This window comes from Synechococcus sp. PH41509, assembly GCF_020514285.1.
Classification (GTDB): domain Bacteria; phylum Cyanobacteriota; class Cyanobacteriia; order PCC-6307; family Cyanobiaceae; genus Parasynechococcus.
The window spans coordinates 12,408-36,746 of sequence record NZ_VTLD01000001.1 but is presented as its reverse complement, the minus strand read 5'-3'; the positions used below and the strand labels follow the sequence as shown (position 1 = coordinate 36,746).

General features: G+C 61.8%; 30 protein-coding genes. 17 read left to right on the top strand and 13 right to left on the bottom strand.

The features are described from left to right. The first annotated feature begins 87 nt into the window (after positions 1–87). Genes cysK through FZZ88_RS00200 form a run of 3 tightly spaced genes read left to right on the top strand, consistent with a single transcriptional unit; the run spans position 88 to position 3,784 of the window. Positions 88–1,056 (top strand): cysteine synthase A, encoded by a 969-nt coding sequence (gene cysK / locus FZZ88_RS00210; RefSeq protein ID WP_166018493.1) that lies wholly within the window; start codon positions 88–90, stop codon positions 1,054–1,056. Then, entirely contained in the window at positions 1,053–1,721 is a 669-nt protein-coding gene (locus FZZ88_RS00205) for a J domain-containing protein (RefSeq protein ID WP_166018494.1), read from the top strand. Before cysK ends, FZZ88_RS00205 begins: the two co-directional genes overlap by 4 nt. Beyond that, a complete protein-coding gene (locus FZZ88_RS00200) occupies positions 1,718–3,784 on the top strand; it encodes a glycosyltransferase family 39 protein (RefSeq protein ID WP_166018495.1) in 2,067 nt (688 codons plus the stop codon). The genes FZZ88_RS00205 and FZZ88_RS00200 overlap by 4 nt, the downstream gene beginning before the upstream one ends. Here FZZ88_RS00200 and FZZ88_RS00195 read toward each other — a convergent pair. After that, on the bottom strand, positions 3,763–4,017 hold the full coding sequence (locus FZZ88_RS00195) for an NAD(P)H-quinone oxidoreductase subunit O (RefSeq protein ID WP_115025407.1): 255 nt from the start codon (positions 4,015–4,017) through the stop codon (positions 3,763–3,765). The genes FZZ88_RS00200 and FZZ88_RS00195 overlap by 22 nt on opposite strands. Before the next feature lie 82 nt (positions 4,018–4,099). On the opposite strand from FZZ88_RS00195, the gene FZZ88_RS00190 reads away from it, so the two are divergent. Continuing rightward, complete coding sequence (locus FZZ88_RS00190; RefSeq protein ID WP_166018496.1) at positions 4,100–5,029, top strand: TIGR01777 family oxidoreductase; 930 nt, start codon at positions 4,100–4,102, stop codon at positions 5,027–5,029. Here the strand turns inward: FZZ88_RS00190 and FZZ88_RS00185 are convergent. The 4 genes from FZZ88_RS00185 to FZZ88_RS00170 all read right to left on the bottom strand — a co-directional run bounded on the left by FZZ88_RS00185 (position 4,977) and on the right by FZZ88_RS00170 (position 7,445). Then, positions 4,977–5,249, bottom strand: a complete 273-nt coding sequence (locus FZZ88_RS00185; protein ID WP_166018497.1) for a hypothetical protein — start codon at positions 5,247–5,249, stop codon at positions 4,977–4,979. The two genes, FZZ88_RS00190 and FZZ88_RS00185, sit on opposite strands and share 53 nt — an antisense overlap. After that, the gene (locus FZZ88_RS00180; RefSeq protein ID WP_166018498.1) at positions 5,246–6,415 is read right to left on the bottom strand and encodes a lipid-A-disaccharide synthase-related protein; all 1,170 of its coding nucleotides are present in this window, start codon (positions 6,413–6,415) and stop codon (positions 5,246–5,248) included. The genes FZZ88_RS00185 and FZZ88_RS00180 overlap by 4 nt, the downstream gene beginning before the upstream one ends. Before the next feature lie 168 nt (positions 6,416–6,583). After that, positions 6,584–7,003: a hypothetical protein gene (locus FZZ88_RS00175; RefSeq protein WP_166018499.1), complete on the bottom strand. Its 420-nt coding sequence runs from the start codon at positions 7,001–7,003 to the stop codon at positions 6,584–6,586. 49 nt (positions 7,004–7,052) lie between these two features. Then, on the bottom strand, positions 7,053–7,445 hold the full coding sequence (locus FZZ88_RS00170) for an iron-sulfur cluster assembly accessory protein (RefSeq protein WP_166018500.1): 393 nt from the start codon (positions 7,443–7,445) through the stop codon (positions 7,053–7,055). Positions 7,446–7,515: 70 nt separating this feature from the next. Between FZZ88_RS00170 and zds the strand changes: the two genes are divergently transcribed. Genes zds through FZZ88_RS00155 form a run of 3 tightly spaced genes read left to right on the top strand, consistent with a single transcriptional unit; the run spans position 7,516 to position 9,897 of the window. After that, entirely contained in the window at positions 7,516–8,982 is a 1,467-nt protein-coding gene (zds, locus tag FZZ88_RS00165; RefSeq protein ID WP_166018501.1) for a 9,9'-di-cis-zeta-carotene desaturase, read from the top strand. After that, positions 8,982–9,419 carry an SRPBCC family protein gene (locus FZZ88_RS00160; RefSeq protein WP_166018502.1) on the top strand — a complete coding sequence of 146 codons (438 nt, stop codon included), beginning with the start codon at positions 8,982–8,984 and terminating at the stop codon, positions 9,417–9,419. Before zds ends, FZZ88_RS00160 begins: the two co-directional genes overlap by 1 nt. Beyond that, entirely contained in the window at positions 9,394–9,897 is a 504-nt protein-coding gene (locus FZZ88_RS00155; protein ID WP_166018503.1) for a hypothetical protein, read from the top strand. The genes FZZ88_RS00160 and FZZ88_RS00155 overlap by 26 nt, the downstream gene beginning before the upstream one ends. Here FZZ88_RS00155 and FZZ88_RS00150 read toward each other — a convergent pair. The 5 genes from FZZ88_RS00150 to FZZ88_RS00130 form a co-directional block, all read right to left on the bottom strand. After that, positions 9,873–10,670: a uroporphyrinogen-III synthase gene (locus FZZ88_RS00150; RefSeq protein WP_166018504.1), complete on the bottom strand. Its 798-nt coding sequence runs from the start codon at positions 10,668–10,670 to the stop codon at positions 9,873–9,875. The genes FZZ88_RS00155 and FZZ88_RS00150 overlap by 25 nt on opposite strands. Further along, positions 10,667–11,869, bottom strand: a complete 1,203-nt coding sequence (locus FZZ88_RS00145; RefSeq protein ID WP_166018505.1) for a glycosyltransferase — start codon at positions 11,867–11,869, stop codon at positions 10,667–10,669. Before FZZ88_RS00145 ends, FZZ88_RS00150 begins: the two co-directional genes overlap by 4 nt. A 65-nt stretch (positions 11,870–11,934) precedes the next feature. Further along, the gene (locus FZZ88_RS00140) at positions 11,935–13,536 is read right to left on the bottom strand and encodes a glycoside hydrolase family 3 N-terminal domain-containing protein (RefSeq protein ID WP_166018556.1); all 1,602 of its coding nucleotides are present in this window, start codon (positions 13,534–13,536) and stop codon (positions 11,935–11,937) included. Further along, positions 13,517–13,921 carry a 30S ribosome-binding factor RbfA gene (rbfA, locus tag FZZ88_RS00135; RefSeq protein ID WP_166018507.1) on the bottom strand — a complete coding sequence of 135 codons (405 nt, stop codon included), beginning with the start codon at positions 13,919–13,921 and terminating at the stop codon, positions 13,517–13,519. The genes FZZ88_RS00140 and rbfA overlap by 20 nt, the downstream gene beginning before the upstream one ends. After that, positions 13,921–14,127, bottom strand: coding sequence for a DUF751 family protein (locus tag FZZ88_RS00130; protein WP_166018509.1), 207 nt, complete (start codon positions 14,125–14,127; stop codon positions 13,921–13,923). The genes rbfA and FZZ88_RS00130 overlap by 1 nt, the downstream gene beginning before the upstream one ends. A gap of 289 nt (positions 14,128–14,416) precedes the next feature. Between FZZ88_RS00130 and FZZ88_RS00125 the strand changes: the two genes are divergently transcribed. The 5 genes from FZZ88_RS00125 to FZZ88_RS00105 all read left to right on the top strand — a co-directional run bounded on the left by FZZ88_RS00125 (position 14,417) and on the right by FZZ88_RS00105 (position 17,833). Next, the gene (locus tag FZZ88_RS00125; RefSeq protein ID WP_166018557.1) at positions 14,417–14,671 is read left to right on the top strand and encodes a DUF1651 domain-containing protein; all 255 of its coding nucleotides are present in this window, start codon (positions 14,417–14,419) and stop codon (positions 14,669–14,671) included. A gap of 216 nt (positions 14,672–14,887) precedes the next feature. Further along, positions 14,888–15,499: a hypothetical protein gene (locus FZZ88_RS00120; RefSeq protein ID WP_166018511.1), complete on the top strand. Its 612-nt coding sequence runs from the start codon at positions 14,888–14,890 to the stop codon at positions 15,497–15,499. Between the two features lie 205 nt (positions 15,500–15,704). Next, complete coding sequence (locus tag FZZ88_RS00115) at positions 15,705–16,346, top strand: hypothetical protein (protein ID WP_166018512.1); 642 nt, start codon at positions 15,705–15,707, stop codon at positions 16,344–16,346. 241 nt (positions 16,347–16,587) lie between these two features. Beyond that, on the top strand, positions 16,588–16,950 hold the full coding sequence (gene grrA / locus FZZ88_RS00110) for a GrrA/OscA1 family cyclophane-containing rSAM-modified RiPP (RefSeq protein ID WP_166018514.1): 363 nt from the start codon (positions 16,588–16,590) through the stop codon (positions 16,948–16,950). A gap of 157 nt (positions 16,951–17,107) precedes the next feature. After that, positions 17,108–17,833: a glutathione S-transferase family protein gene (locus FZZ88_RS00105; RefSeq protein WP_166018559.1), complete on the top strand. Its 726-nt coding sequence runs from the start codon at positions 17,108–17,110 to the stop codon at positions 17,831–17,833. Here the strand turns inward: FZZ88_RS00105 and FZZ88_RS00100 are convergent. Then, positions 17,799–18,476, bottom strand: coding sequence for a DUF6816 family protein (locus tag FZZ88_RS00100; RefSeq protein WP_166018516.1), 678 nt, complete (start codon positions 18,474–18,476; stop codon positions 17,799–17,801). The two genes, FZZ88_RS00105 and FZZ88_RS00100, sit on opposite strands and share 35 nt — an antisense overlap. Here FZZ88_RS00100 and FZZ88_RS00095 point away from each other — a divergent pair. Then, positions 18,475–18,738, top strand: coding sequence for a chlororespiratory reduction protein 7 (locus tag FZZ88_RS00095; RefSeq protein WP_166018518.1), 264 nt, complete (start codon positions 18,475–18,477; stop codon positions 18,736–18,738). The genes FZZ88_RS00100 and FZZ88_RS00095 overlap by 2 nt on opposite strands. Before the next feature lie 2 nt (positions 18,739–18,740). Here FZZ88_RS00095 and FZZ88_RS00090 read toward each other — a convergent pair whose 3' ends face one another. Beyond that, a complete protein-coding gene (locus FZZ88_RS00090; RefSeq protein ID WP_166018520.1) occupies positions 18,741–19,316 on the bottom strand; it encodes a shikimate kinase in 576 nt (191 codons plus the stop codon). A 51-nt stretch (positions 19,317–19,367) separates the two neighbouring features. On the opposite strand from FZZ88_RS00090, the gene FZZ88_RS00085 reads away from it, so the two are divergent. The 4 genes from FZZ88_RS00085 to FZZ88_RS00070 all read left to right on the top strand — a co-directional run bounded on the left by FZZ88_RS00085 (position 19,368) and on the right by FZZ88_RS00070 (position 22,642). After that, entirely contained in the window at positions 19,368–20,288 is a 921-nt protein-coding gene (locus FZZ88_RS00085; RefSeq protein ID WP_166018522.1) for a 6-carboxytetrahydropterin synthase, read from the top strand. Positions 20,289–20,296: 8 nt separating this feature from the next. After that, positions 20,297–20,971: a dihydrofolate reductase family protein gene (locus FZZ88_RS00080; RefSeq protein ID WP_206339312.1), complete on the top strand. Its 675-nt coding sequence runs from the start codon at positions 20,297–20,299 to the stop codon at positions 20,969–20,971. Between the two features lie 78 nt (positions 20,972–21,049). Further along, positions 21,050–22,225, top strand: a complete 1,176-nt coding sequence (locus FZZ88_RS00075) for a GNAT family N-acetyltransferase (RefSeq protein ID WP_166018523.1) — start codon at positions 21,050–21,052, stop codon at positions 22,223–22,225. Between the two features lie 9 nt (positions 22,226–22,234). Further along, complete coding sequence (locus tag FZZ88_RS00070; RefSeq protein ID WP_206339313.1) at positions 22,235–22,642, top strand: DUF4346 domain-containing protein; 408 nt, start codon at positions 22,235–22,237, stop codon at positions 22,640–22,642. 3 nt (positions 22,643–22,645) lie between these two features. Here the strand turns inward: FZZ88_RS00070 and FZZ88_RS00065 are convergent, their stop codons facing one another. Further along, entirely contained in the window at positions 22,646–24,220 is a 1,575-nt protein-coding gene (locus FZZ88_RS00065) for a B12-binding domain-containing radical SAM protein (RefSeq protein ID WP_166018525.1), read from the bottom strand. Positions 24,221–24,339: the final 119 nt, after the last annotated feature.

Below are 24,339 nucleotides of genomic sequence, written 5' to 3'. Positions count from 1 at the left end.
CAGAACAACCTTCCTCACACACACACACATCAAGCCCTCCCCTTTGGAGGGCTTTTTTTATGGTTGTTCTGTGGGCAAGCTGCAGCTATGAGCATTGCTCCTGACATCACCGCCTTGATCGGTGGCACGCCCCTGGTGCGCTTGAACCGCCTGCCTCAGGCTTGCGGCTGCCAGGCCGAGATCCTGGCCAAATTGGAGAGTTTCAATCCCTCGGCCTCGGTCAAAGACCGCATCGCCAGCGCCATGGTGCTGGAGGCAGAGCAGGCCGGCACGATCGTTCCCGGCCAAACAGTGCTGGTGGAACCCACCAGCGGCAACACCGGAATCGCCCTGGCCATGGTGGCGGCGGCCCGGGGCTACCGGCTGATTCTCACCATGCCGGACACGATGAGCACCGAGCGTCGAGCGATGCTGCGGGCCTATGGCGCAGAGCTGCAGCTCACTGACGGTGCCCAGGGCATGAATGGGGCGATTGCCCTGGCCAAGGAGTTGGTGGCAGAGATCCCCAACGCCTATCTGCTCCAGCAGTTCGACAACCCCGCCAATCCAGCCGTGCATGAACGCACCACGGCCGAGGAGATTTGGCGCGATACGGAGGGCCAGATCGATGCCTTTGTGGCAGGGGTGGGGACCGGTGGCACGATCACTGGCTGTGCCCGGCTGCTGAAAGAGCGTCAGCCGCAGCTCCAGGTGATTGCCGTGGAGCCCGAGGCCAGTGCCGTTCTGTCTGGGAGGCCGGCGGGCGCCCACCGCATTCAGGGGATCGGGGCCGGTTTTGTTCCTGCGGTGCTGGAACTGGATCGGATTGATTCGATCCTCACGGTGAGCGATGAGGAGGCGATGCAGGTGGGACGGCGACTGGCCCGGGAGGAAGGTCTGCTCTACGGCATCAGCAGTGGAGCAGCCATGGCAGCGGCCCTCCGCGTTGGCCAGGATCCCGCCATGGCGGGCAAACGGCTGGTGGTGATGCTGGCTAGTTATGGCGAGAGATATCTCTCAACACCAATGTTCAGTGCTGCTTCGCAGCTTCCCGCCCGGAGGGATGGCCAGCTGTGAGCGACCCCTATGCCGTGCTTGGTGTCAGCAGCACCGCCAGCAACGCTGAAATCAAAGCGGCCTATCGCCAGCTGGTGAAGCAGCACCATCCCGATGCCGGCGGCGACGATCAGCAGATGCTGGCCCTCAATGCCGCCTGGGAAGTGCTTGGCGATGCCGAGCGCCGGAAGGCATTTGATCGCACGCGGCCCCAGCCGGGGCGTGCTGCATCGCCGGCGGATCTTCGCCGGGCCAGCCGTGCCCACGAGCGCTCGGTGGCGGCTGATGACGCTCTGGTGGAGTGGCTGCGGCGGGTCTACGCCCCGATCGACCGCATGCTCGGTGAGGTGATCAATCCCTTCCCCAAGCAACTCAAAGCACTGTCGGCTGATCCCTATGACGACGAGCTGATGGAGGCGTTCTGCAGTTATCTCGAGGCGAGCGGCAGCCGGATGGAACGCGTCAAACAACTGTTCCAGTCATTGCCCACGCCGGCCTCGGCCCGTGGCTTCGGCCTCAGCCTGTATCACTGCCTCTCGGAAGTGGAGGACGCTCTGGCAGAGCTGGAGCGCTACACCATGGGCTACGTGGATGGTTACCTCCACGATGGTCGCGAGATGCTGCGCGAGGCCAAGCAGCGACGCAAGCGGCTCCAGGATGAGCGGCGTCGGTTGGAGATCGTGTGAAACAGCGCTGGCGTTTCTGGGCTTGGGTTGCCCTGATCTGGGTGCTGTCAACCCTGGTGGATCGGCTTTGGTGGACGCTGCAGACCGGTGTCCCCGCCTGGGATCAGGCTGACTACCTCAACAGCGCCATGGACCACGGCCGCGCTTTGGGATTGCTGCCGGGTGGCGGTTGGCAGGGTTGGCAGGCATTGCTGGATCTCTCCCCGAAGATTCCGCCGTTGGCCTCATTGGTGAACGGCACTGTGATGGCGTTGAGTGGCGATGCCCCGGAGCAGGCGGCCTGGAGCCTCAGCCTCTGGCACGGGCTGCTCCTTGTCGTGATGGCGGGCTGGGGGAGGCGGCTGCAGGGGGAGGGCCTGGCCCTGATCGCTTGCCTTTTGGCGGCATTGACGCCGGCCTTCCTGGATCTGCGGACGGATTACGTGCTTGAGATGGCCCTTGTGGCCAGTTGCAGCCTGGCGATCTGGCGTCTCGGGGTCTGGTGCGACCCCCAGAGCGGTGGCCGTTGGGGGCAGGCCTGGGGATGCACCGTGGCGGCTCTGGCGGCGGTGCTGGTGAAGCAGAGCGCCTTGCTGGTGCTTGTGCCCGCCGGTTTCTGGGCCGCCGGGATGGCGATTCGCCGGGGTGGCCCCTGGTTGCGTCAGGCCCTGCTGTTGCCCTTCCTCACGGCCGCGCTTGTTGGCCCCTGGTTGCGTCACAACTGGATCACCAGCCTCGGCGGTACCAACCGGGCTGTGTTCGAGTCGGCGGCCCGGGAAGGGGACCCCGGCGTGCTCAGCCTGGCCAGTTGGCTGTGGTATCTGCGCCTGTTGCCGGAGCAGCTGGGCAGTGTGCTGCTTTTGGTTGGTCTTTCGGGGGTGCTGCTCTGGTGCTGGCAGCGCCAGCAGGTTTCAACCGATCACGCCTGGTCTTGGCGCTGGCTCGTCATCAATCTCGTCGCGGCCTGGGTGCTCACCACCCTGAGTCCGAACAAAGGCGATCGCTACATCGCTCCCCTGCTTCCCGCCCTGCTGTTGCTGCTGGCCCGGGGTTGGTGGCAGTGGGGGCATTGGTTGCAGGCCAAACGCTCAGCGTTGGTCTGGCCTCTGTTTGGAGCAGGGCTGCTGGCCTGTGTTCCCGCGGGCTGGGCCCATCAGCTGCATCGTTTTGAAGATCGCCCCCGCGGCCCGGTGGAGGCTCTGGTGCAGGCCGCTGGCGGTGCGGACCCCAGCACCCCTCCCGCCACTTTGATCGTGGTGCCCAGTACCTCTGATCTCAACCAACACAACGTCAGCTTCTACGGCCGTCGCCGGGGGGGGCAAACCGTTGGACGCCAGCTGGGTGGCAGCCGCCGTGACCGTGAGCCTGTGTTGGAGCGGGCGGAATGGGTGGTGTTGGCGGAAGGGGACCAGGGATCGGTGCGCAAGGCGGCACGGCATCTGGATCACGCGGTGCGCAGCAGCGGTGTGTTTCAGCTGGTGAATCAGTTTCAGCGTCCCAGGGGGGGCAGTTATTCCCTCTGGCGCCGTCGCTTGACCCACCCGATTGCAGAACCATCCTTTGCGGATCGTTTCCCCAACCTCGCCGCCGGGCTGGCCGCCGGGCCGGTGGGGCTGGATCCAGTGTTCGCAGCTGTGGGGCAGGAGCACATGCTCGATGGCCATTTCAGCTATCGAGACCCGGTGCGCGCAGAGGCCCTGGAGGCACTGGCCCAGGATCCGCAGGCGATTCGACCACGCTGGACCCTGGCGCTGCTGGCGGTGCTTGAGAACCGACCGGCGCAGGCATCAGCGCAGTTCGAGCACTTGCAACGCCTGTTGCCCGACAACCCTTGGCCGGCGGCTTATCGCAGCGTGGTCAACCTGGCGGGCTGGAATCCCTGGCAGGCCGCCGCAGCTGCAGACGCAGCGACCATCTCGAACCCAGTACTCGTGGCCTTGGGGGATCTCAGCGGGGTCCTGTCGGGTGCCGTTTGGCGCATCCCCGCCGCCATGACCTCAGTCCCTGCGGCCGTCACGGCCGTGGAGGAGGCGCTGGAGCCCTCCTCGAATCAAGAGCAGGATCAGGAGCAGGCTTCCAGCTGATCCATCCGTAGCCACACATCGGGTACCGGGCGATTCCAACGCACCTGGCCGTATTCCCCCTTGACTAGCAGCAGCTCACCGGGGCCTTCAAAGATGTACGCGGGTGCCGTGGGGTCGCTGGCAGCCGCTTCAAGGCTGGCGCTGTAGGCGGCCTTGTTCACCCTGACCAAAGCACCTTTCCGCAACGCAGCAGGCTTGGCCTTGGCGGGAGCAGCGGCGTCGGATTCGGCCATGACAAGAAATGGTGATGCCCCCAGGCTAAAACCAATCGCCGACGAACCCCTCTAGCCTCCCAGCCGCATCACCCCCGCTTTCATGCGTCTGCTGCTGTTCGGCTGCACTGGTTTCGTTGGCCGTGAGCTTCTGCCGCTCCTGCTCCAGGCCGGCCATCAGCTCACGGTGGTCAGCCGTCGATTGGCCCGTGGTTACAACACTGAACGGGCGGATGGGCGACTGATCTGGATGCAGCTCGACCCCACCAGCAGCAGCACCTGGGCCGATGCTGGGCTCCTGGAAGCCCTGAACCAGGCCGATGCGGTGGTCAACCTGGCGGGGGAACCGATTGCTGAGAAGCGTTGGACCCCAGCTCACCGGCAGTTGCTGGAGACCAGCCGTCTGCAGACGACCTCGCAGCTGGTGAAGGCGATCGAGGCCTGTTCAACCCCGCCAAAGGTGCTGGTGAACGCTTCGGCGATCGGTTTCTACGGCTCCAGCCTGGAGCAGCGTTTTCTCGAATCGAGCAAACCCGGCAACGACTTTCTCGCCAGCTTGTGTCAGCGCTGGGAGGCGGCTGCCGAGGCGGTTCCTTCTTCGGTGCGGCAGGTCACCCTGCGGATCGGCATCGTGCTTGCCGCTGACGGCGGCGCGCTCGGAAAAATGCTGCCGGTGTTTCGTACGGGTTTTGGCGGTCCGATCGGCAGTGGCCGCCAGTGGATGAGTTGGATCCACCGCAGTGACCTTTGTGCCCTAATCCTCCAATCCCTCACGGACGAGAGCTGGACTGGCGTGATCAATGCCGTTGCTCCCGAGCCGGTGTCGATGGCGGCCTTCAGCAAGCAGCTGGGACGCAGCCTGGGACGCCCCAGCCTGCTGCCGGTCCCTGGACCGGTGCTCCAGGTGCTCCTGGGGGATGGCGCCAAGGTAGTGCTAGAGGGCCAGCAGGTCGCTTCGGAGCGGCTGGACACCATGAACTTCAGCTTCCGTTACCCCGATCTGACTTCAGCACTCGCCGCTGCCACCAGCTGAAGATGCCGCTCACCAGGGCCGCCATGATCAGCAGGCTGATGGCCGGTGCGAAGAGGGGTTGCCACAGCACCTGAACCCGGTCCATGAGCCAGTCATCCCCTTGGCTTTGGCCCACCACCGCAACCGCAAAGACCCCAGCTCCGACAAACACAAACAGCACGTTCACCATCAGCAGGCGGTCCAGCCAGCGTTTCCAGGCCGGTTCTGAAGGGGCACTCATGGCAGCAGTGCACTGATGGCTGCCGCCATTCTCTGGCCTCCGCCTGCCTCCCCGAGGCGTCGTTTTGCTTCCACTCGGCATTGCTGCTGAAAGATTGGATCCCCTCGGAAGCGATCCAGCAGCGCCAAGGCCAACTCTGCTGTGGCCTTGAGGGCCTCACGGCTACCGCTCTCCCCGGGGGCGCAGAACACGGTGGGGCCCAGCAGGCGCCGCTGGGCTTCTGCGAACGCCGCGGTGAATTGCGGCCCCTGGCCTGGTACCTGCAGCACCGGTTTGGCCAGTCCAACGGCTTGCTCGATGGCGGTGCCCGCCATGCCGATCACCAGATCGCTGTTCTGCAGTACGGCCTTGAACGCTCCGCGGCGCACGTTGATCGACACGGCTCCATCGCGCTGCAGCACGCCGTTCGTCAACCGCCAGCCGATCCTGTTGCTCAGTCGCTGCAGGCTGACGTCATCCAGACTTGGCACCAAGGCCAGATCCACGCTGCAGGGTGGTGTGGTGGGGAGCAGCTCCATCAGCTGCAGCAGCAGCTGCAGGTTCTGCTCCAGTTCCGGTCGGCGGCTGCCGGGCACCAGACCGATGTGCTGACCGCTGGCTGGCGCTGTGGGTGCCGCAGTCAGCACTGAATCCATGAACGGATTGCCCAGGAAGGTCACTGGTCGATGCAGTTGGTGACTGAGATCCTCAGCGGTGCGTTGATCGCGGCTGTAAACGGCCTTGAACCGTTTGCTTTTCAGCAGAGCGGCGCAGGGCCAGGGCAGGCGCAGCTGCCCTTCGTAGTGGCTGGAGTAGGCCACCAGGTATGTCGCAACGGGGCGGTGACTGAGCCATGCCGCGATCACCGGGATCACATCCCCCACCACCAGGATCAGATCAAAGCGATGCCGGTGACGCAGCAGACGAATCAGTCTTTTGAGTAGATACAGCACCTGTCCCTGCAGCAGTTCTGTCAGGCGACCCTGAAGGCTGGTGTAGCCGATGCCGCCGGTGCTGAATTCATGGCTGCGTCCCAGCAGCGGCACGCCGGCCTTGCGGTAGGCGCTGCCGAGTCCCGCAAGGGGGAGCGCCTGCACGCTGTGCCCTTGCTGCTGAAGTTCTTGGGCTAGCAGGGCGCCGGAGAGGTCTTCGCCGTGGCCATTGCTCAGCAGAAGGATGCGTGCCATTGCGGGGTTCTCTCTCACTAAATCCACCTATTCGGATCCGGAATGCCGTTGGCGTGTTGGGACCGCAGTCGGGTGATGGTCCAGGTGGCTGTCATGCAGGGGCTGTCATGCAGGGCTGTCATGCAGGCAGTGCGCGTGACCGGGCTTTTGGAGGGCGGGTTGTTGCAATCAGAGTTCAAGCCAGGCTTTCACTTTCTCGAGAGCCTTCCAGCCTGGTTTGCGCTCGAGGCCATCGGTGATTGAGGCCTTGAGTTCGCTGGACACCTCCGGGGCAAGGGTCATCACTTGCTGCACCACCTGGATGTGGTCCCGCACGCCCTTGGATTGCGTCTCCAGCAAGGCCAGGCTCAAATTGATCCTGGCCTGCGGGTCCTGGCCGTTGAGCTTCACGGCGAAGCGTGCTGATCGCAGCGCTTCCTCCGGCTGATCGCAGAGCAGCTGCAGCCAGGCCAGACAGGTCCACCCCGCCGACTGGCGGGGGGCGGCTTCAACGATCTGGGCGAAATCAGGCAGCACCTCTTCGGCAGCGGCGCCGCTCTGGTATCGGGCCATAGCCTGCTCAAACAGGCTGTCCTGGGAAGTCTCCATCAACGGGGAGAGGGCAGTGATCTCCCCTCAGAGTCCCACGTGGCTTCGCTCACACTGCAAAAGAACTGCCGCAGCCACAGGTTTGGCTCGCGTTGGGGTTGGTGAAGTTAAATCCACCACCAATGAGGGCTGTGCTGAAGTCCAGCTGCATTCCGTAGATGTAGAGCAGGCTCTTCGGATCGCAGATCACCCGGAAGCTCTGGCCATTAGAGGCCACATACTCGTAGGTCTCGTCGTCGTCGAGGGTGTCGGCGGCGGACACGAAATCCATCGTGTAGCTCATGCCGCTGCAGCCGCCGGAGCGGACTCCGACGCGCAGCACCTGGTTGTCACCCTGTTCGCCACACAGCTTGGCCAGCTGCTGCATCGCCGGTTCGGTGATCAGGATGCCCTTGCCGTCTTTGGCGGTATGGGCCGGCGCAGTATCGGGGGTGGAGGTCATGGTCAACGCAGGCTCGTGCTCTCACTCTATGAACGCTCATACATAGAGTCGCCTTAGTTGACCAGATCTTGTGCGGGTCGCGATCGTTGGTTCCGGCCTCGCCGGTCTCTCCGCTGCTGTTGACCTCGTGGATGCAGGCCATGAGGTGAATCTCTACGAAGCCCGTCCGTTCATGGGCGGAAAGGTGGGCAGTTGGGTGGATGAGGGAGGTAACCACATCGAGATGGGGTTGCACGTCTTCTTCTTCAATTACGCCAATCTCTTCGCCTTGATGCGCAAGGTCGGGGCGTTTGAGAACCTGCTGCCCAAGCAGCACACGCACCTGTTCGTGAACAAGGGGGGCGATCTACGGGAGCTGGATTTCCGCTTCCCCATCGGTGCGCCGTTCAACGGCCTCAAGGCTTTCTTCACCACACCGCAGCTCAGCTGGATCGACAAGTTGCGCAATGCCCTGGCCCTGGGCACCAGCCCGATCGTGCGTGGTTTGGTGGATTACGAGGGAGCGATGCGCACCATTCGTGCTCTCGACTCCGTCAGCTTCCAGGATTGGTTTGTGGGCCATGGCGGCAGCCCTGAAAGCATCCGGCGGATGTGGAACCCCGTCGCCTACGCCCTGGGTTTCATCGACTGCGAGGCCATCTCCGCCCGCTGCATGCTGACCATCTTCATGATGTTTGCGGCCAAGACTGAAGCTTCCAAGCTCAACCTGCTGAAGGGATCCCCCCACCGCTGGCTCACGGGCCCGATTTTCGACTACATCCAGCAGCGTGGCGGCAAGTTGCATCTGCGCCACCGGGTGAAGCAGGTGGAATTCAGCGAGGGTGAGGCGCCCGAGATCACCGGCCTCCAGCTGGGAACGCCTGAGGGTGATGTCCGTGTTGAAGCCGATGTCTATTTGGCGGCGTGTGATGTGCCGGGGATTCAGAAGTTGCTGCCCGAAGCTTGGAACCGCTACCCCCAGTTCGAGGCAATTCATCAGCTGGAGGCCGTGCCGGTGGCCACGGTTCAGCTCCGCTACGACGGCTGGGTGACCGAGTTGGGGGATTCCCACGAGGCCCAGCGTCGGGATGTGGCGACCCCCACGGGTCTCAACAATCTGCTGTACACCGCTGATGCTGATTTCAGCTGCTTCGCTGATCTGGCATTGGCCAGCCCGGAGGACTACCGCAAGGAAGGAGAAGGATCCCTGCTGCAATGTGTGCTGACTCCAGGGGATCCCTGGATTCCCAAGTCTGTGGACGAGATCGTGGCTCACACCGACCGTCAAGTGCGAGAGCTGTTCCCCTCAGCCCGCAACCTCAAGCTCACCTGGAGCAACGTGGTGAAGCTGGCCCAGTCGTTGTATCGGGAAGCCCCAGGCATGGAGCCCTACCGCCCTGAACAGCGCACACCGATCTCGAATTTCTTCCTTGCCGGCAGCTACACCCGCCAGGACTACATCGATTCGATGGAGGGAGCCACGATGAGCGGTCATCTGGCAGCGGCGGCCATCCTTGATCGGCCTGTGAAGCTGGCCACCAACGCGGCGGTGGCCTGATGGGACGCTGGCTCGAACACACGGTCACCACCGAGGTGCAGGCATCGGCCGCCAAGGTCTGGGAGGTCTGGAGTGATCTCGAAGCGATGCCCCGCTGGATGCGTTGGATTGAGTCGGTCAAGCCCCTGGAGGATCCCGATCTCACCGATTGGACCCTGGCGGCTCAGGGCTTTCGCTTCAGCTGGAAAGCCCGGATCACGCAGCGGGTCGAAGCCCAGCAACTGCATTGGGAATCCGTGGGGGGACTGCCCACCAAGGGGGCGGTGCGCTTTTATCCCGAAGCTGATGACCGCACGGTGGTCAAGTTGAGCGTGGCCTACGAATTGCCGCGGGTCTTGGCACCGTTAATGGAACCCAGCATCCTGGGGGGCATCGTGACCAAGGAGCTCCAGGCCAATCTTGACCGTTTCCGTGACCTGGTGGAAGCAGGCGGCTGAGCGCTGGTTCCTTCCCGTAGTTGTGTTGGTGTCAGTGGCGGGCTGTGGTGGTGAAACGCCAACGGTCACAGCACTGCCATCGGCTCCAGTGCAGCCTTCGCCGTTGCCCGAAGCGTCTGCTCCCGCAGCTCTTGCCATCGGCCTGACCCCATTGCCATCTGCCGAGGAGGTGCAGCAGGCTGCCCCTGGTGGACGGGAGGATCCTTTCGGTCGTCTCGCTGCTGCTGATGTTGATGTGCAGGATCCAGCATCAGGACTCACCCTGACGGGGGTTCTGATGGTGGGGAACCAGCAACGCGCCATGGTGACCACCGCCAGCGGCAGCGGTGTGATCTGTGTGGGTGCCGATGGCCGCTGCGAGGATGACGCTCCGCTGGTTCTGCCGACGGGATGGTCGGTGCTCAGCATCGATATGGTGAGCGGCTGCATCCGCCTGGCGTTGAACGGTGAGGCTCAGGATCCAATCTGCATTGCCTGAGCACAGGCGTCGGCCAGCCCCTCGAGATCGTGGGGGTCGGCCTCGGCATCCACCCGTCCGAAGCATTGCCGGCAGCTGCGGCTGGTCTGGGGGCCGATCGAAATCACTTTCACTCCCTCCAGTCGATTGGTCCAGCCTGGGCCGAAGCGTTGCTCCAGTAGCTGAGCGGTGTGCTCCGCCGTCTTGCCGCTGCTGAAGGCGATGGCATCGACGCTGCCCCCGTCCAAGGCGGCTGCTGTTGGGTCCGGCATCGAGGAGGGGCATCCGGATTCGTAGGCCGCCACCTCCACCACCCGCACTCCGGCCTCGCCGAAGGCATCCGCCAGCAGGGTGCGACCACCGCTTTGCACTCGTGGCAACAGCATCTTGAGGCCCCAGCCCGACACTGGGAAGTGATCGATCAAGCTGTCGGCCACGAAGCTTGGGGGCACAAAATCCGCTGCAGCCCCAAGGTTCTCCAGCACTTGCGCCGTCTTGCGGCCCACCGCCGCAATCTTGAGGCTGGCGGGACGCCGGGCCAGGCAACGCCCGATGCGTTGCAGCCGCTGCTCCACGGCCTGCACGCCATTGGCACTGGAGAACACCAGCCAGTGAAAGCTGTCCAGCTCCTCAAGGGCGTCATCCAGGGGGCCCCAGTGGTCGGGTGGTCCGATCACCAGGGCCGGAAGGTCCAGCACCGTGGCACCTCGCTGCTCCAGCAGCTGACGCGCGGCCCCCTGCTGGTCGGCCGCGCGGGTGACGATCACCGTTCGGCTCTTCAAGGGATGGCTCAAGCGACAGCCTCCCCGTTCAGCTTCACGACCCCCTGCACTTTCTCCCGGAGCGCGTCGGCCGCGTCGGACTGCCCCTGCGCCTGAAGCAGGCTGATGGCGCGGATGAAGCTGCTGCGGGCCGCATCGATGTTGCCGCCCAGCAATTGCGCCACCGCGTTGTTCTGATGGCACGCGGCGTTGTTGGGATCCAGGGCGAGGGCGCGCCCGTAGGCCTCGAGGGCCGCAGCGAGGTCACCGCGCCGTCGTTGCATCAGCCCGAGGTTGTACCAGGACAGGGCCACTTCCGGGGCGCGCTGGGCGGCGGTTTGGGTGAGGCTGATGGCTTCCTCAAGGTCGCCCTGTTCCATCAGTCGGGCCGCCAGGTTGAGTCGGGCTCCCAGACTCACCCGGGTGTCGAGGGGAATCTCCAGCGCTTGCCGGTAGCAGCGCACCGCTTGGGCGGGATCGCTGGGGGTCAGGGCCAATCCCAGGTGCAGCAGCAGCTCATAGCGTTCGGCACTGCCCCCATCACAGTGTTGGAGTCCCGCTTGAAGTAGGGGAATGGCGTCGTCGGTCTTGCCTTCACTGATCAACAGACCCCCGAGCTTGGCGCTGGCGTAAGGATCACCGGGGCGGTCCCGCAGGTCGTCTTCCATGGCCTGCCGCAGCCGATCCGCCTTGTCGCTGCCCTCCAGCAGCTCCGGTCTGTAGCCGTCGTGGAGGATCGCAGGTTCACTGCAATCGGCGATGCGCCATTGGGGTTCCGTCTCCAGCAGGGCGTGAACGCTGTCGTCGATCATCGAGTGATAAGGCCGACTCCACTGGATTGAGGGGTGGCGGCGGAACAGGCGACTGACGCTGGAATAGGGCGCCATGGCGGCTCCTACCTCGTAGCGCAGCAGGTTGATCACCAGCACATCGGGCTGGGCCATCAGAGCCTTCAGGGCGGGGATGGCCTCGGGGCGCAGCTGTTCATCGGCATCCAGCACCAGCACCCAGTCACCGTTGAGGAATTCCATGGCCTGGTTACGGGCCGGGGCAAAGTCCCCAGGCCAGGTGATGCGTTCAACCCTGGCTCCGGCGGCTTCGGCAATGGCCACCGTGGCATCGCTGGAGCCGGTGTCGACCACCACCAGCTCGTCGGCAAAGCCCTGCACGGAGCGCAGACACTCCCCGAGACGCGCCTCTTCATCGCGCACGATCATCGAGAGGCTGAGCATGGCCGGCCGGCTGGAAGTTGGCGAGAGGTTAGATGCGGTTTGCCCGTGCGGTTGATTGGATGTGGTCAGTCGGTGAATGCACCTCCTCCGCTAGCCGGCGAACTGGTGGGAAACAGCGCGGTGAGCACCTGGCGCTGGGCCTCCTGCATCTGGCCAGCGGAATAGGCGGCCGGACAACCGCTGGGCAGAATGGGCTGAAGGGTCTCCCAGAGGTAGGGGCTGCCGTAGATCACGACCCCGGCCAGTCGGTTGAGGGTGACCAGTTGTTGTATGGCTGCAGCCCAGGGCTCCTGAGCGTCACGCCCAGCGCGGAAGGGGTTGCCCCGCAGGAAGAGTTGCAGCATCACCGGGCCATTCCCCAGGCCTTCCAGCGCAAGGGGTGCCTCCGGCTGGTCGCTCCAGGGCGACAGGCCTTCTCCATGCAGCACCACCGAGCGAAATCCTTGGGTTTCGGGAATGCGCAGGGCCGGTGACCAGCCGCTGAGGGCGGCTGCGCCTGGTAACAGTGAATCCACCCGCACCAGGTTGATCCCTGCGTCAGCCCGCACCACTGCATTGCGGATGGTGACGCTGTGGCGCACCAGCTCCGCTTCCAGGGCCTGGTCGGCTGCCGTGACAATCGGCCCTGAAGGGGCGCTGATAGGGATTGATTGCAGAGCATGGGCACGGCGCTGACGGCTCTCCTCCAACCGCTCGAGGGGCAGTCGTCCGCTGTTGAAGCCAGCGCAGAGGCCATCGATGGCGGCATCAGCATCCGCCGGCATCAGGATCAGGTCGGCTCCGGCTTCAAAGGCCAGCACGGCCGCTTCTGCTGCGCCATGCCGTGCGCTGATCGCTTCCATCACCAGGGCATCGGTCACGACCAGACCGTTGAACCCCATCTGGCGCCGCAGCAGATCGGTGAGGACGGCCTTGGAGAGGGTGGCGGGCTGCTCTGGGTCCAGTTCCGGCAGCAACAGGTGGGCCGTCATCACGCTGTCAATGCCGGCGGCAATGGCGGCACGGAATGGGGGCAGTTCCACCTGTTCCAGCCGTTCGCGGCTGTGGGGCAACACCGGCAGGTCGAGATGGGAGTCGCTGGCGGTGTCGCCGTGGCCAGGAAAGTGCTTGGCGCAACCGAGCACATCGGCCTGCGATAGCCCCCGCTGAAAAGCCACGGCCAGGGCGCCCGCACTGCTGGGATCCTCCCCCCAGGCCCGCACATTGATGACGGGGTTGGCGGGGTTGTTGTTGACGTCGCACACCGGTCCTAGCACCCAGTTCAGGCCGCAGCGGCGAGCCTGTTCGCCGGTACAGCGGCCGTAGCGTTCGCTTAGTGCCATGGCCAGCTCGGGGTCGCCCCGGTAGAGGCGTCCAAGGGCCAGGGGCGGCACCAGCCAGCTGGCGCCCTCGAAGCGTTGGCCCACGCCCTCCTCCACGTCTGCGCAGAACAGCAACCGCTGGCTACTCCACCCCTGCAGTTGCTGGGTGCGTTGCTGCAGCTCCACGGCGCTGCCCCCCAGCAGAATCACGCCGCCGACACCTTCCTGAAGCAGACGCTGAAGTGTGCCGTTGGGCAGTTCCCATTGCGGGTAACGGCGCTGATGGTCGCTGAGATGACCACTGGCCCGCAGCACCAGCAGCTCAGCCACCTGGCGACGCAGGTTGCTACTCGCTGGGGTGTTCATCACTCCCCGGTGGAACCTCACCTCGCTGCTGCCGTTCATCCTCGAGGCGATTCAGCAGCCCCAGCACGGAGGTACCGCGTTCCAAGCCGCGGTCAAGTTGGAACACCACCTCGGGGGAGCGGCGCATCTGCAGCCGCCGCCCCAGTTCTCCCCGCAGGAAACCGCTGGCGGCCTGAAGGCCTTCGAGCACCTGTGCGCGCTCCTGGGCCTCTCCGAACACGCTTACAAAGATCTTGCAGTGCTGCAGATCGCCGGACACCTCCACTTCGGTGATGCTCACCATGCCCTGGTGCACCCGTTCATCCCGAATGCCATTGATCAATAGTTCGCTGACTTCTTTGCGGATCAGCGCGGCAACCCGCTCCACTCGACGCCCCTGTGCCATCACGCCATCGGTGCTGAATTCACCATGGCACGCAGCACAAGTATGAGGCTGATTCCCCCGCTGATCAGGGCGCCGATCAAGGCGACGGCTGTGACGGGATTGCTCCGGCGTGCGACTAGGGGTTCGGCGACGGAATTCATCACCCCGAGGGTGAAGGCCACCAAGTAGCGGGGGTAACGGGAGACGTTGAGGAAAAACTCTCTCATATCTAGTTATTGCAACGTTTTTGGAGGTGTTTGGAAGGCTTAGACAATTCTTGGGCAGAGGCTGCTGACGCAGCACAGATCCATAACGGACCGGTGTTCAGCAAGAGATGCCTTGGATGCGTGGAGTTTATTCGGCTCAAAAAACCGTGCGGGAGTTTGCCTGAGACTTCTAGATCTCTTGTAATTGCAGTGCATCTGCGGGGTTATTGGACATGTTTTATCCAACGCCTTGGACAGGCTGGCTCGATCTATTGATGAGACCTGCAATAGCTTGGTACATATGAACTAAATCAGAGTTTTTGGGTCAGAGGGCTTCATCCAAGATCCGGCGACCAAAGAAACGAAGCGGTTTCACCGGGATAAGAAGAGCTGGATCAGAGATCCAAAGGTCTTTTTCGACACGGGGATACCCATACCGGAAGAACCACCACTCCTCAAGACACGTGTGCATCTGCGCAGGGACGCTGCAGAGCAGCTCTGGAAGGAGTTGCATCGCGTTGGCTGGCAACAAGTGGAGCCTTGTTGGGGAGGGAGCCTCTGCTGAGCTCTAGAACGAAGGGGGTATGGGGGGAATCAGCGTCCTGGTGTGTATGTAATTAGGGCCTGGAAATTTCTGTTGGAAGATCTGATGCGATGCAACCTCAGACAAAAGCAACTGCAGCAGGGTGAGCGCCTGAAGTAGTGATGCACGCTTTGGGCGTCGACGTGGCAGAAGTAAGTGGGCTTGGCACCAGAAACGGTTTGAGACCACAATTGGCTCATGATTCGCGCCGCTCTCGCAACCATTGCTCTGATTGCTGGAGCAATTCCTGTAACTGCTGCTGGTGATGTCGCCCCTGAAATCCACCAGCTCTGTCTTCAAGCCGCCGACTATCGCGGCTGTGTAGAGGCTCAGGCTGGAACCCCTGAGTACCTCGGCAACAAGTGCCCTGAAAATCACGCCTATGTCGGCGAAGGCAAATGCCAGCGCGTCTACTGCGACTGGGTTGGACTTGGCGGAGGTCACCACGAACCGCTGGTTGCTGGCAAGTCCACCTGGCGCTGCGGAAACAACTACAACTTCTGGAAGGACGAGCTGCAGGTTGGAATCCTGCGTCTTGGTGCCACCGTCGAGGTCGAGCAAACCTCTACCTGCCCTTCAGTCGCTCCTCAAGAAGGTTGGAACTCCAGTTGCGAGCATGCTGAAGACAATTGGCGAGCCATAGAGGCTGAAGCGAAGCGCCCTAAATGCTCCAAGAGGCTTGTTGCGTTCGAGTGCGACTGGAGCGCCTACTTGGAGGCAAACCCTGGCATGAAGGCATGGGCTGAAAGCAACCCTGAAGCCGCTGAAAAGCAGCGCATCAAGTTGGAGGCTGACCCACTGAAGAAATGATCGGGACGAGCAGGCCAGGCTGCTTGGTTGGCACCTGGGGGAGAGCCTCAACTCAGATGCGAGAGAATGTGATCTCAGCCCAATCCTTCCATTCTCTGGGTGAGTCCTTCTCGAACAAACACCTGCTTTTAGGCGCAGCACTCTCCAAGGCAACTGGAGACACCTCAGGCTTTGTCAGTAAGATTGTGAAGACGACTGCAGAGACATGACATTTCTTCAGCGAATCAAAAAACCAGCAGAAATCTACGTATTACTCGCTACATTTATTTTTACCGAACAATTCGATCGAAACCTCAACCTCGAGGCAGTAGAAGAAGGAGCAATAAAAAACTTCCTAGAAGTTGCACATGCTTTTCTGGACGCCCTTACCAACCATATGCAGCCAATTGGCGCCATATTTTTTGGCTACACATTTATCCTTATTGTCTTGAATTTGGCGAACAAGGGAGTGAGAAAAGGCGTCGATATATTGGCAATATTTCTCTCAGTGTGCTGGATTTTAGAGCTTGTTATCATGAATTTACTTCTTGTTGCCCCGATCAAAAGCCCAGTCCTTTTAATTGTTGAACTTCTTCTATTTATACCCATAATTTTGATCTGCTTTTCGTGGTGGTATTGGCGCATCAATGAAGGTCGTTCGATCAGGAATTTACCTCCTGCCATTCTGGTCTATGATGCACCTGGAGCCATGGAATATTTCTTTTTTGCGGCCGAAGTTTGTTTTGATTACTCGCAAGATTCATGCAAGACTGCCCCCTCGAAAGCGGTAAGACTTTTAAATGGATTTGTTGTTCTAGACGTTTTTGGCCTCACCCTATCCAGGGCCGTCGATCTTGCCATTGGCTAGCAAAAAAGTGTTTTTTTGGGCGAAGGCACTACAAGATCGATCGTAAATAAGCCAAGAGGCGACACGATTGTCGCCATCCATCTCTCGACAAGACCTCACATACAAGCCACCCCGTCAGCGATGGCGGGGATTTTTATTGCTTGAGCAGAGCGGTTAACACTCAAGGCAGTCACGTCTGACACATGACCCGCCGCTTCCACTATGGCTAGTACTTCAGAAATTCAGCTGCTCAATGGGCCTAATGAAGCCAACCACCCTTCTTGGAACACTGATCCTGCTCAGCACCTGGAGCAGTGTTGGCGCCACTGAGGCCGGAACATATTCAGTTCAAAAAGCTGACAACAGCATCGAGCAACGCATTGCTGCTGCACGGAGTGACGACGGCTGGTCGCACCTGTTGAATGCAAAGCTGCACAAACCGCTGGATATCGCTGCTTGGGGTAACGGTCGCGGACGTGGCTGGGCCAACGGCGGTGGCTGGCGCAATGGTGGCGGTTTCGCTAATTCCGGTGGTGGTTTCGCTAACGCCGGTGGTGGTGGCTGGCGCAACGGTTCAGGTGCCTGGGGCAACGGTGGCGGGCGACGTGGCTTTGTGAATTGGTAGAACTGCGAGCTAACTTCACCCCGTCAGCAATGGCGGGATTTTTATTGCCTACCCAGATGGGGGATTCGTAGCCCTGAAATTGGGCAAAACTCCCGCATGGTTCTGGCGAGCTTCGGAATGTGCTGGCTACTCTGCCGGGCCTATGGCTGTTTTGGACATGCTGGAGCTGCATCAATTCCGCCATTCCGCCTTCTGCCTCAAGGTGCGGATGGTGTTGCAGGCCAAAGGGCTGAGTTTCCGCACCGTGGAGGTGACCCCTGGCGTTGGCCAGGTGGCCGTGTTCCGGCTGTCCGGGCAACGGCAGGTGCCTGTGCTGGTGGATGGGGAGCAAGTGATTGCCGACTCCAGTGCCATTGCGCTGCACCTGAATCGACGTGAGCCCGACCCTGCTTTGCTGCCGGCTGATCCACGTCAGGTTGCCCAGGTGCATCTGTTGGAGGACTGGGCCGATACCACCTTGGCGATGGCCGGTCGCTCGTCTTTGGTGCAAGCCGCGGCATTAGACCCAGAGCTACGTGTTGCACTGCTGCCCGACGATCTTCCCGATCCCGTGCGTTCGGTGATGGGTGTGATCCCCGGCGGTTGGGTCAGCAACATCACCGAGCTGGTCAACCAGAAGGAACGCACCGAGCTTCTTGCCAGCCTTGAGCAGCTCGCCGCCTCGGTGCAGTCCAGCCCCTGGTTGGTCGGCGATAGCCTCACCTTGGCCGATATCGCCGTGGCAGCCCAGCTGTCGCTGCTTCGATTTCCCCCCTCAGCGGGTTCGGCCCTGGCTGGCAAGGGTGTGCCCGGGTTGAGCGATCACCCCAAGCTGCAGCCCCTATTCCAATGGCGTGACCAGCTCGAACTCAAATTGATGGAGCGGACGCTGGAAGAGGTGTGAAGCGCAGTTTGTAGTGGTGCTGAGCAATGGCCTGATCCCGCAGGCTTTCCCCTGGGGAGGCATAGCGCCCTTGCCACTGCTCAGCGCAGATGTCTTCGCCGCAGCGGTTGTAGCGGCTGAGGGTTTCGATTCTGCTCAACCGCGGAGGTCCTGGAGCATGCAAGATTTGCAGCACCAGTTCGTCTGCAAGAAAAGTCTCAGGGCTCGGGCTCTCTTGGCGGCGGCCCGTCACCGTTGTCTCCAGGAACAGGTCGCCTTTCAGTCGAGCGATCTGGCGATTGGCGGAGTCGGGGTCTTCCTCGACCCCCAGCAGCTGCTCCCCGAGCAGGGCTCGGCCAATGGCTGTGGCATTGAAGCTTCGATCGCCGATCAGGCGACCGCGTCGGTCGGCCTTGAACCGTGCCTGATGGCGCAGAGCTGGATCGCCAGGGGCATCCAGATCAATGCTTTCCACTTGCCAGAGCCCGTCAAACCAGTCGGGATAAACCAGGTCGTCCCGATTCGAGGGCCGCGGCAATGGTGCTGGAAGGCTCCAGTCGGGCCAACTGTTCAGCCGCTGCTCAAGGCTGCCTTGAGCCCAGGCGGGGCCGCCACTGAGCAGGATGGTGAGGCTGATCAGCAGCATCCACAACCCCCGTTCCATGTCTGATCCCCTGATCCGTGCCCTTGATGACTATGTGGTGCTGGAGCCCGGCAAGCCGGAGAAGCTGCTCAGCGCTGCCGACACGTTGACATGGCTGAGCGGTTGGTTGCGCAGGCTCGATCAGCTGCCGGCCGATCTCGCGGATCAACCCGATGTGGAAGCGGCAGCTCAGCGTTTGATCGACACGGCTTGCGATCTGGAGATCAGCCCCGGTCTGACCTTGCAGTGGTTTGCAGTACGGCTGGAGCCGCCAACGGCTTGATTTCAGTCGGTGCGGCGTTGGGTCGGATCTTTCAGCAGGCTTGGAAGCAGCTGCAGAATCCCATCGGCTACCACGTCAGGGTTTTCGTCGTTGATCACCACCGTGAGATCGGCTTCGGCGTAAAGGGGCTTTCGCTTGTTCAGCAGCGCCTTCAGGTCGGCTTCTGGATCGGCGGTCTGCAACAGCGGACGCACCGTGCTGTCGGCTTTAAGACGTTGCATCAACTGGTCGGGGACCACATCGAGCCAGATCACGATGCCGCTGTGCAGCACCCCCCAGTTCTCCGGTTCGGTTACCACACCGCCACCGGTGGCCACCACCAGTGAGTGGCGCTGACTGATGGCATTGAGCACCTGGCTTTCCAGGCTGCGGAAGCCTGCTTCGCCATCCCGCTCAAAGATTTCCGGGATGCTGCAGCCCGCTGCCTTTTCGATCACAGCATCAGCATCGACAAAGCCGTAACCCAGGCGTTCGGCCAGAGGCCGTCCGGTGCTGGTCTTGCCGCTGCCCATCATTCCCACCAAATAGAGGCTTCGCCCGCTCAGTCGCTGCTTAAGGGTGGGGGTGGAATCCGCCATGACTCGGAATCGGCATTAGCTCATTAGGATGCCTCGCGGCCGGAACGTCACATGACTGAAATGAAGTCAACAGCGCGGCACGGCCAAGGTCGTGGCTGTGTCATTACCCGGCGGGCCTGTTTCAGCGCCAGCCATCGCTATTGGCTGCCGGAGTTATCCGCCGATGACAACGCCGCCCGTTTTGGGCCCTGTGCTTTGGCACCAGGTCATGGTCACAACTACGAACTGATCGTGTCCATGGCCGGCGGACTGGATGCCGACGGCATGGTGCTCAACCTCTCGGAGGTGAAGCACGCCATTCGTAACGAGGTCACCGGCCAGCTCGACTTCCGCTTCCTCAATGAGGCCTGGCCGGAATTCGATGTGTCCGGTCCTTCCGGCTGTCTCCCCACCACTGAGGCCCTGGTGCGGGTGATTTGGCAGCGCCTCAGCCCGCATCTGCCGATTACGGCTCTGCGCCTCTACGAACAACCGGGCCTTTGGGCCGACTATCTCGGACATCCCATGGACGCCTTCCTCACCATCCGCACTCACTTCGCTGCTGCCCACCGCCTGGCTCGCCCAGAGCTCAGCCAGGAGGAAAACGAAGCGATCTACGGCAAGTGCGCCCGCCCCCATGGCCATGGCCACAACTATCTGGTGGATGTGACCGTGCGCGGTGAGATTGATCCCCGCACCGGCATGGTTTGCGATCTGTCCGCCCTGCAACGCCTCGTGGATGATCTGGTGGTGGAGCCTTTCGATCACACCTTCCTTAACAAGGACGTGCCGTTCTTCGAAGAGTGTGTGCCCACAGCTGAGAACATCGCTTTGCACATCACCGATCGTCTCTCAAGCCCGATCAAGGCGATTGGTGCCAGCCTGCATAAGGTGCGGCTGCAGGAAAGTCCGAACAATGCGGCTGAGGTCTATGCCGAAGCACCGCAGTTGGAGATGTCACCGGCTGCACTCGATGCAGTGGCGGCCGTCTGACTGACGGCTTGACGCCCCCGCTCCCCACCTCTCAATGCCCCACGGTCCGGCTGGTGTTGGCTATCAGCCTCGACGGCCGCTTGGCTCCGCCTGAAGGTGGTGCGGCCCAGCTGGGTGGAGCCGGAGACCGGCGTGCTTTGGAGCAGGCACTGGCTTGGGCAGATGCCTGCCTGATTGGCGCTGGGACGTTGCGCGCCCATCAGTGCACCTGCTTGATCCGTAACCCTCAGTTATTGGAGCAGCGCCTGCAGGAGGGGCGACCACAGCAGCCGGCCGCTGTGGTGGTCAGCCGATCGCTCGGCTTCTCGCGCACCTGGCAGTTCTTTGACCAGCCACTTCAGCGTTGGCTCTTGGCTCCGGCACCCATGCATCAGGGCTTTGATCGTTGGTTCCCTTTGGCGCCAACCTGGCCGGAGCGGCTCCAAGCGCTGGGCGCGGCTGGGATTCAGCGGCTCGTGCTTTTGGGTGGCGCTCAACTCACCGCAGATCTGCTGGCAGCGGACTGCGTCGATGCTCTCCAGCTCACAGTGGTGCCTCAACTTCTTGGGGGTGCCAATACATGGCTGCCACTCACGGATTCGCCATTGCCTGCTTCTTTGGTGCAACCGGGCGCCTGGCAGTCCGATGGCGTTGAGGACCTCGGTCACGGGGAGTGGCTTCTTCGGTACCAGAGGATCCGCTAGGGAACTGCCCTGCTCCTTTAATCATCCCGTGGTTCTCCCTGGTTAAGGTCATCAGCGATGGCCAATGACACCGTCTGAATGACGTCACTCACGGCCCGCTGGCATCGCTCCATCAATGAGATCCCTGAGCAGCAGTGGAACAGCCTTGTTGGAGACAATGTGATTCCCTTTTACCGCTGGAGCTGGTTGGAGGCTCTGGAAAGCTCCGGCAGCACCATCCCTGATCAAGGCTGGCAACCCTTGCATCTGGCCCTCTGGCGGGATGACAGTCCGATTGCTGTGGCCCCTCTGTTCCTGAAGGGGCACAGCTACGGCGAGTTTGTCTTTGACCAGACCTTTGCGCGCCTCGCTGCTGATCTGGGCTTGCGCTACTACCCCAAGCTCCTTGGAATGAGCCCTGTCAGCCCAGTGTTGGGGTACCGCTTTCATGTGCGGCCCGGAGAAGACGAGGCTCTGCTTACCCGGGAGCTGCTGCGGGCGATTGATCGCTTCTGCGAACAGAACGGGATCCTCAGTTGCAATTTTCTCTACGTCGATCCGCAGTGGCGGCCCCTGGCGGAAGCGGGTGGCTGCGCCGCCTGGCTGAACCAGCAGAGTCTCTGGAGCCGAGGCGATGACCAGAGCTTTGAGGACTACCTCCAGGGCTTCAATGCCAACCAGCGCCGCAACATCAAGCGGGAGCGCAAGGCCGTAGCAAAGGCAGGGATCATGGTGACGCCGCTCAGCGGAGACCAGCTCGACCTGGAGCTGCTGCAGACCATGCATCGCTTTTATGAGCAGCACTGTGCCCGCTGGGGGCCATGGGGCAGCAAATATCTGGAAGAGGGTTTTTTCGAAGCGCTGGCAAGTCTGCACCGCGACCAGCTGGTGCTCTTTTCAGCCCATCGCGGTGATCCTCACGATCCGGTAGCGATGTCGATGTGCGTGCAAGACGGCCGGCAGTTGTGGGGCCGGTATTGGGGCAGCAACGAAGAGATTGATTGTCTCCACTTCGAAGTCTGTTACTACGCCCCGATTGAATGGGCTCTGGCTAACGGCATCACCAGTTTTGACCCTGGAGCCGGTGGCAGTCACAAACGTCGCCGCGGCTTTGTGGCACGACCCCACGCCAGCCTGCACCGGTGGTACCAGCCCCAAATGGATCAGTTGATCCGTACCTGGTTGCCGAAGGTCAACGGCCTGATGCTGGAGGAGATTGAGGCCATCAATGCGGAGCTGCCCTTCAAAGCGGAACCTCCTGCCTTGGCTTTGTAGGTTGAAGACATGACCACAACCCCTGAAGCACCGGTATCGACCGCCGCGGCGATGGATGCCCTGGATCAGCGCCTGTCTCAGCGCTTCATCGCCTTGGACCCGAGCGGATATTTCCTGATCAAATTGGATCGTGATGCGGCCGAACTGGTGCTGGAGCACTACGGCAACACCATTGATGACAAAGGGCTGGCCAGAGATTCCGACACCGGTGAGGTGTTGCGTTGTGATGGGGAGAATGCTCCCCGGCGTCCCTCAGCGATCTATCGCGGCCGTACAGCCAAACAGCTAGGCATACAGCTCACTGAGAGGGATGAGCCTCATCCGCTGAGTCGTCTCGATCACGCCCTTTATCTGGGGAGGGAGTTGCAAAAGGCCGAGCAGTGTCTCCGAGACGGCACGGTCTATGTGCAGGACTGAGTTTTAGACGGTTTGTAATTCTTTTGGAGCGGTGGGTTCTTCCGGCGGCAAGGATTCCAGCTGTTCGCGGATTTCCTGCTGAACGATCGAGCGGTACTCGAGGAAGTGCTCGTTGTGGGCCAACACGACCAAAAACTGCTCCAGCAGAGCAGGGTTATGGCGGGCCATCCCAAACATGTACTTCCAGAAGCGACTGCGGGTATCGCGTTTGATCCCCTGACGCCAGACCACGGTGCTCAAAGCTTTGATATCAATCCATGTCGGAAGCTTTGCGGCAGCTTTCCAGCGGGGGGCACCCATTTTCAGGTAGTAGCTGTAGACCCGATCCATGTAGGCATTGGGTTCGTAGAGCGCGCAGAAAGCTTCCACGTACTCGTTGGCGATGTCTCGGATCGGTCGGGTGGGCTCGAAATTGAGCAAGTTGGTCTGATTCACGCCCTTGGCGGCATCTTCTCCCTGAATCAGCCGACCTTCCCGCTCTAGCCGCGCCCACAGAGCTGTCTTGGGTAAAGCCTGAAGCATGCCCATCATCGCTGCGGGAATGCCGGTGCGGGTCACAAAGTCCACGATTCGGCGGCCTGCCCCATCCTTTTCTCCGTCAAAGCCGATGATGAAGCCGGCCATGACTCGGATGCCGTTCGCCGTGATCCGGTCAACAGCAGCATCGAGCGGGTTGCGCGTGTTCTGCACCTTGCGGGCTGTTTCCAGACTGGCTTCATCTGGGGTTTCGATGCCCAGGAAGACGCTTTCGAATCGCGCATCGTGCATCATCCGCATCATCTCGTCGTCGTCGGCCAGGTCCACGGAGGCTTCAGTAGCGAAGCTGAACGGGTACCCCCGCTCCTCCTGCCACGTGCGGATCTGCGGAAGCAGCAGCTTGGCGTTGCGCTTGTTGCCGATGAAGTTGTCGTCTACCAGGAAAATTGAACGCCGCCAGCCAAGGTCGTAGAGGTACTGCAGCTCCGCCACCAATTGCTCGGGGGTTTTGGTGCGGGGTTTGCGTCCGTAGAGAACGATGATGTCGCAGAACTCGCAGTTGAAGGGGCAGCCGCGGGAGAACTGAACGCTCATCGAGTCGTAGGCGTCGAGCTGCAGGAGATCGAAGCGGGGAATCGGTGTGGCGGTGACGTCAGGCTTGTCTCCCTCTGAGGTGAACCGCCCCTTGGTATCGCCCCGTTTCAGGGCTTCCAGGAACATCGGCAGGGTGATTTCCCCCTCATCGAGGATCTTGAAATCCGCCAAATCCAGTTCGGGTGCATCCGGTGTGGAGCTGGCGAAAGGGCCCCCGATGGCCACCGGCAGGCCCCGCTGCTTGGCCTTGCCGATCTGCACGGCCATGTCGTCCTTCTGAACGATCATTCCCGAAATGATGACCAGCTCGGCCCAGCTCCATTCTTCTTCTGTCACCTCCCGCACATTGCGGTCCACCAGCTTCATCTCCCAGTCCTGGGGCAGCAGCGCTGCGACCGTGCACATCCCCAGCGGAGGCAGCAACACCTTGCGGTTCACCAGCTCAAGGATCTTCTCGTAACTCCAGAAGGTCTTTGGGAACTCGGGATAAACAAAAAGGGTACGCATGGCGTCGGGCGTTGATGGATGGACGTCCGGTTGGCCCGGTTGGAGATACCTCTCAATCGGTATCAGCTGTTCACAAACCCTAAGCGCATTGGCCTGAACCCAGGCGAATGTCTGATCTA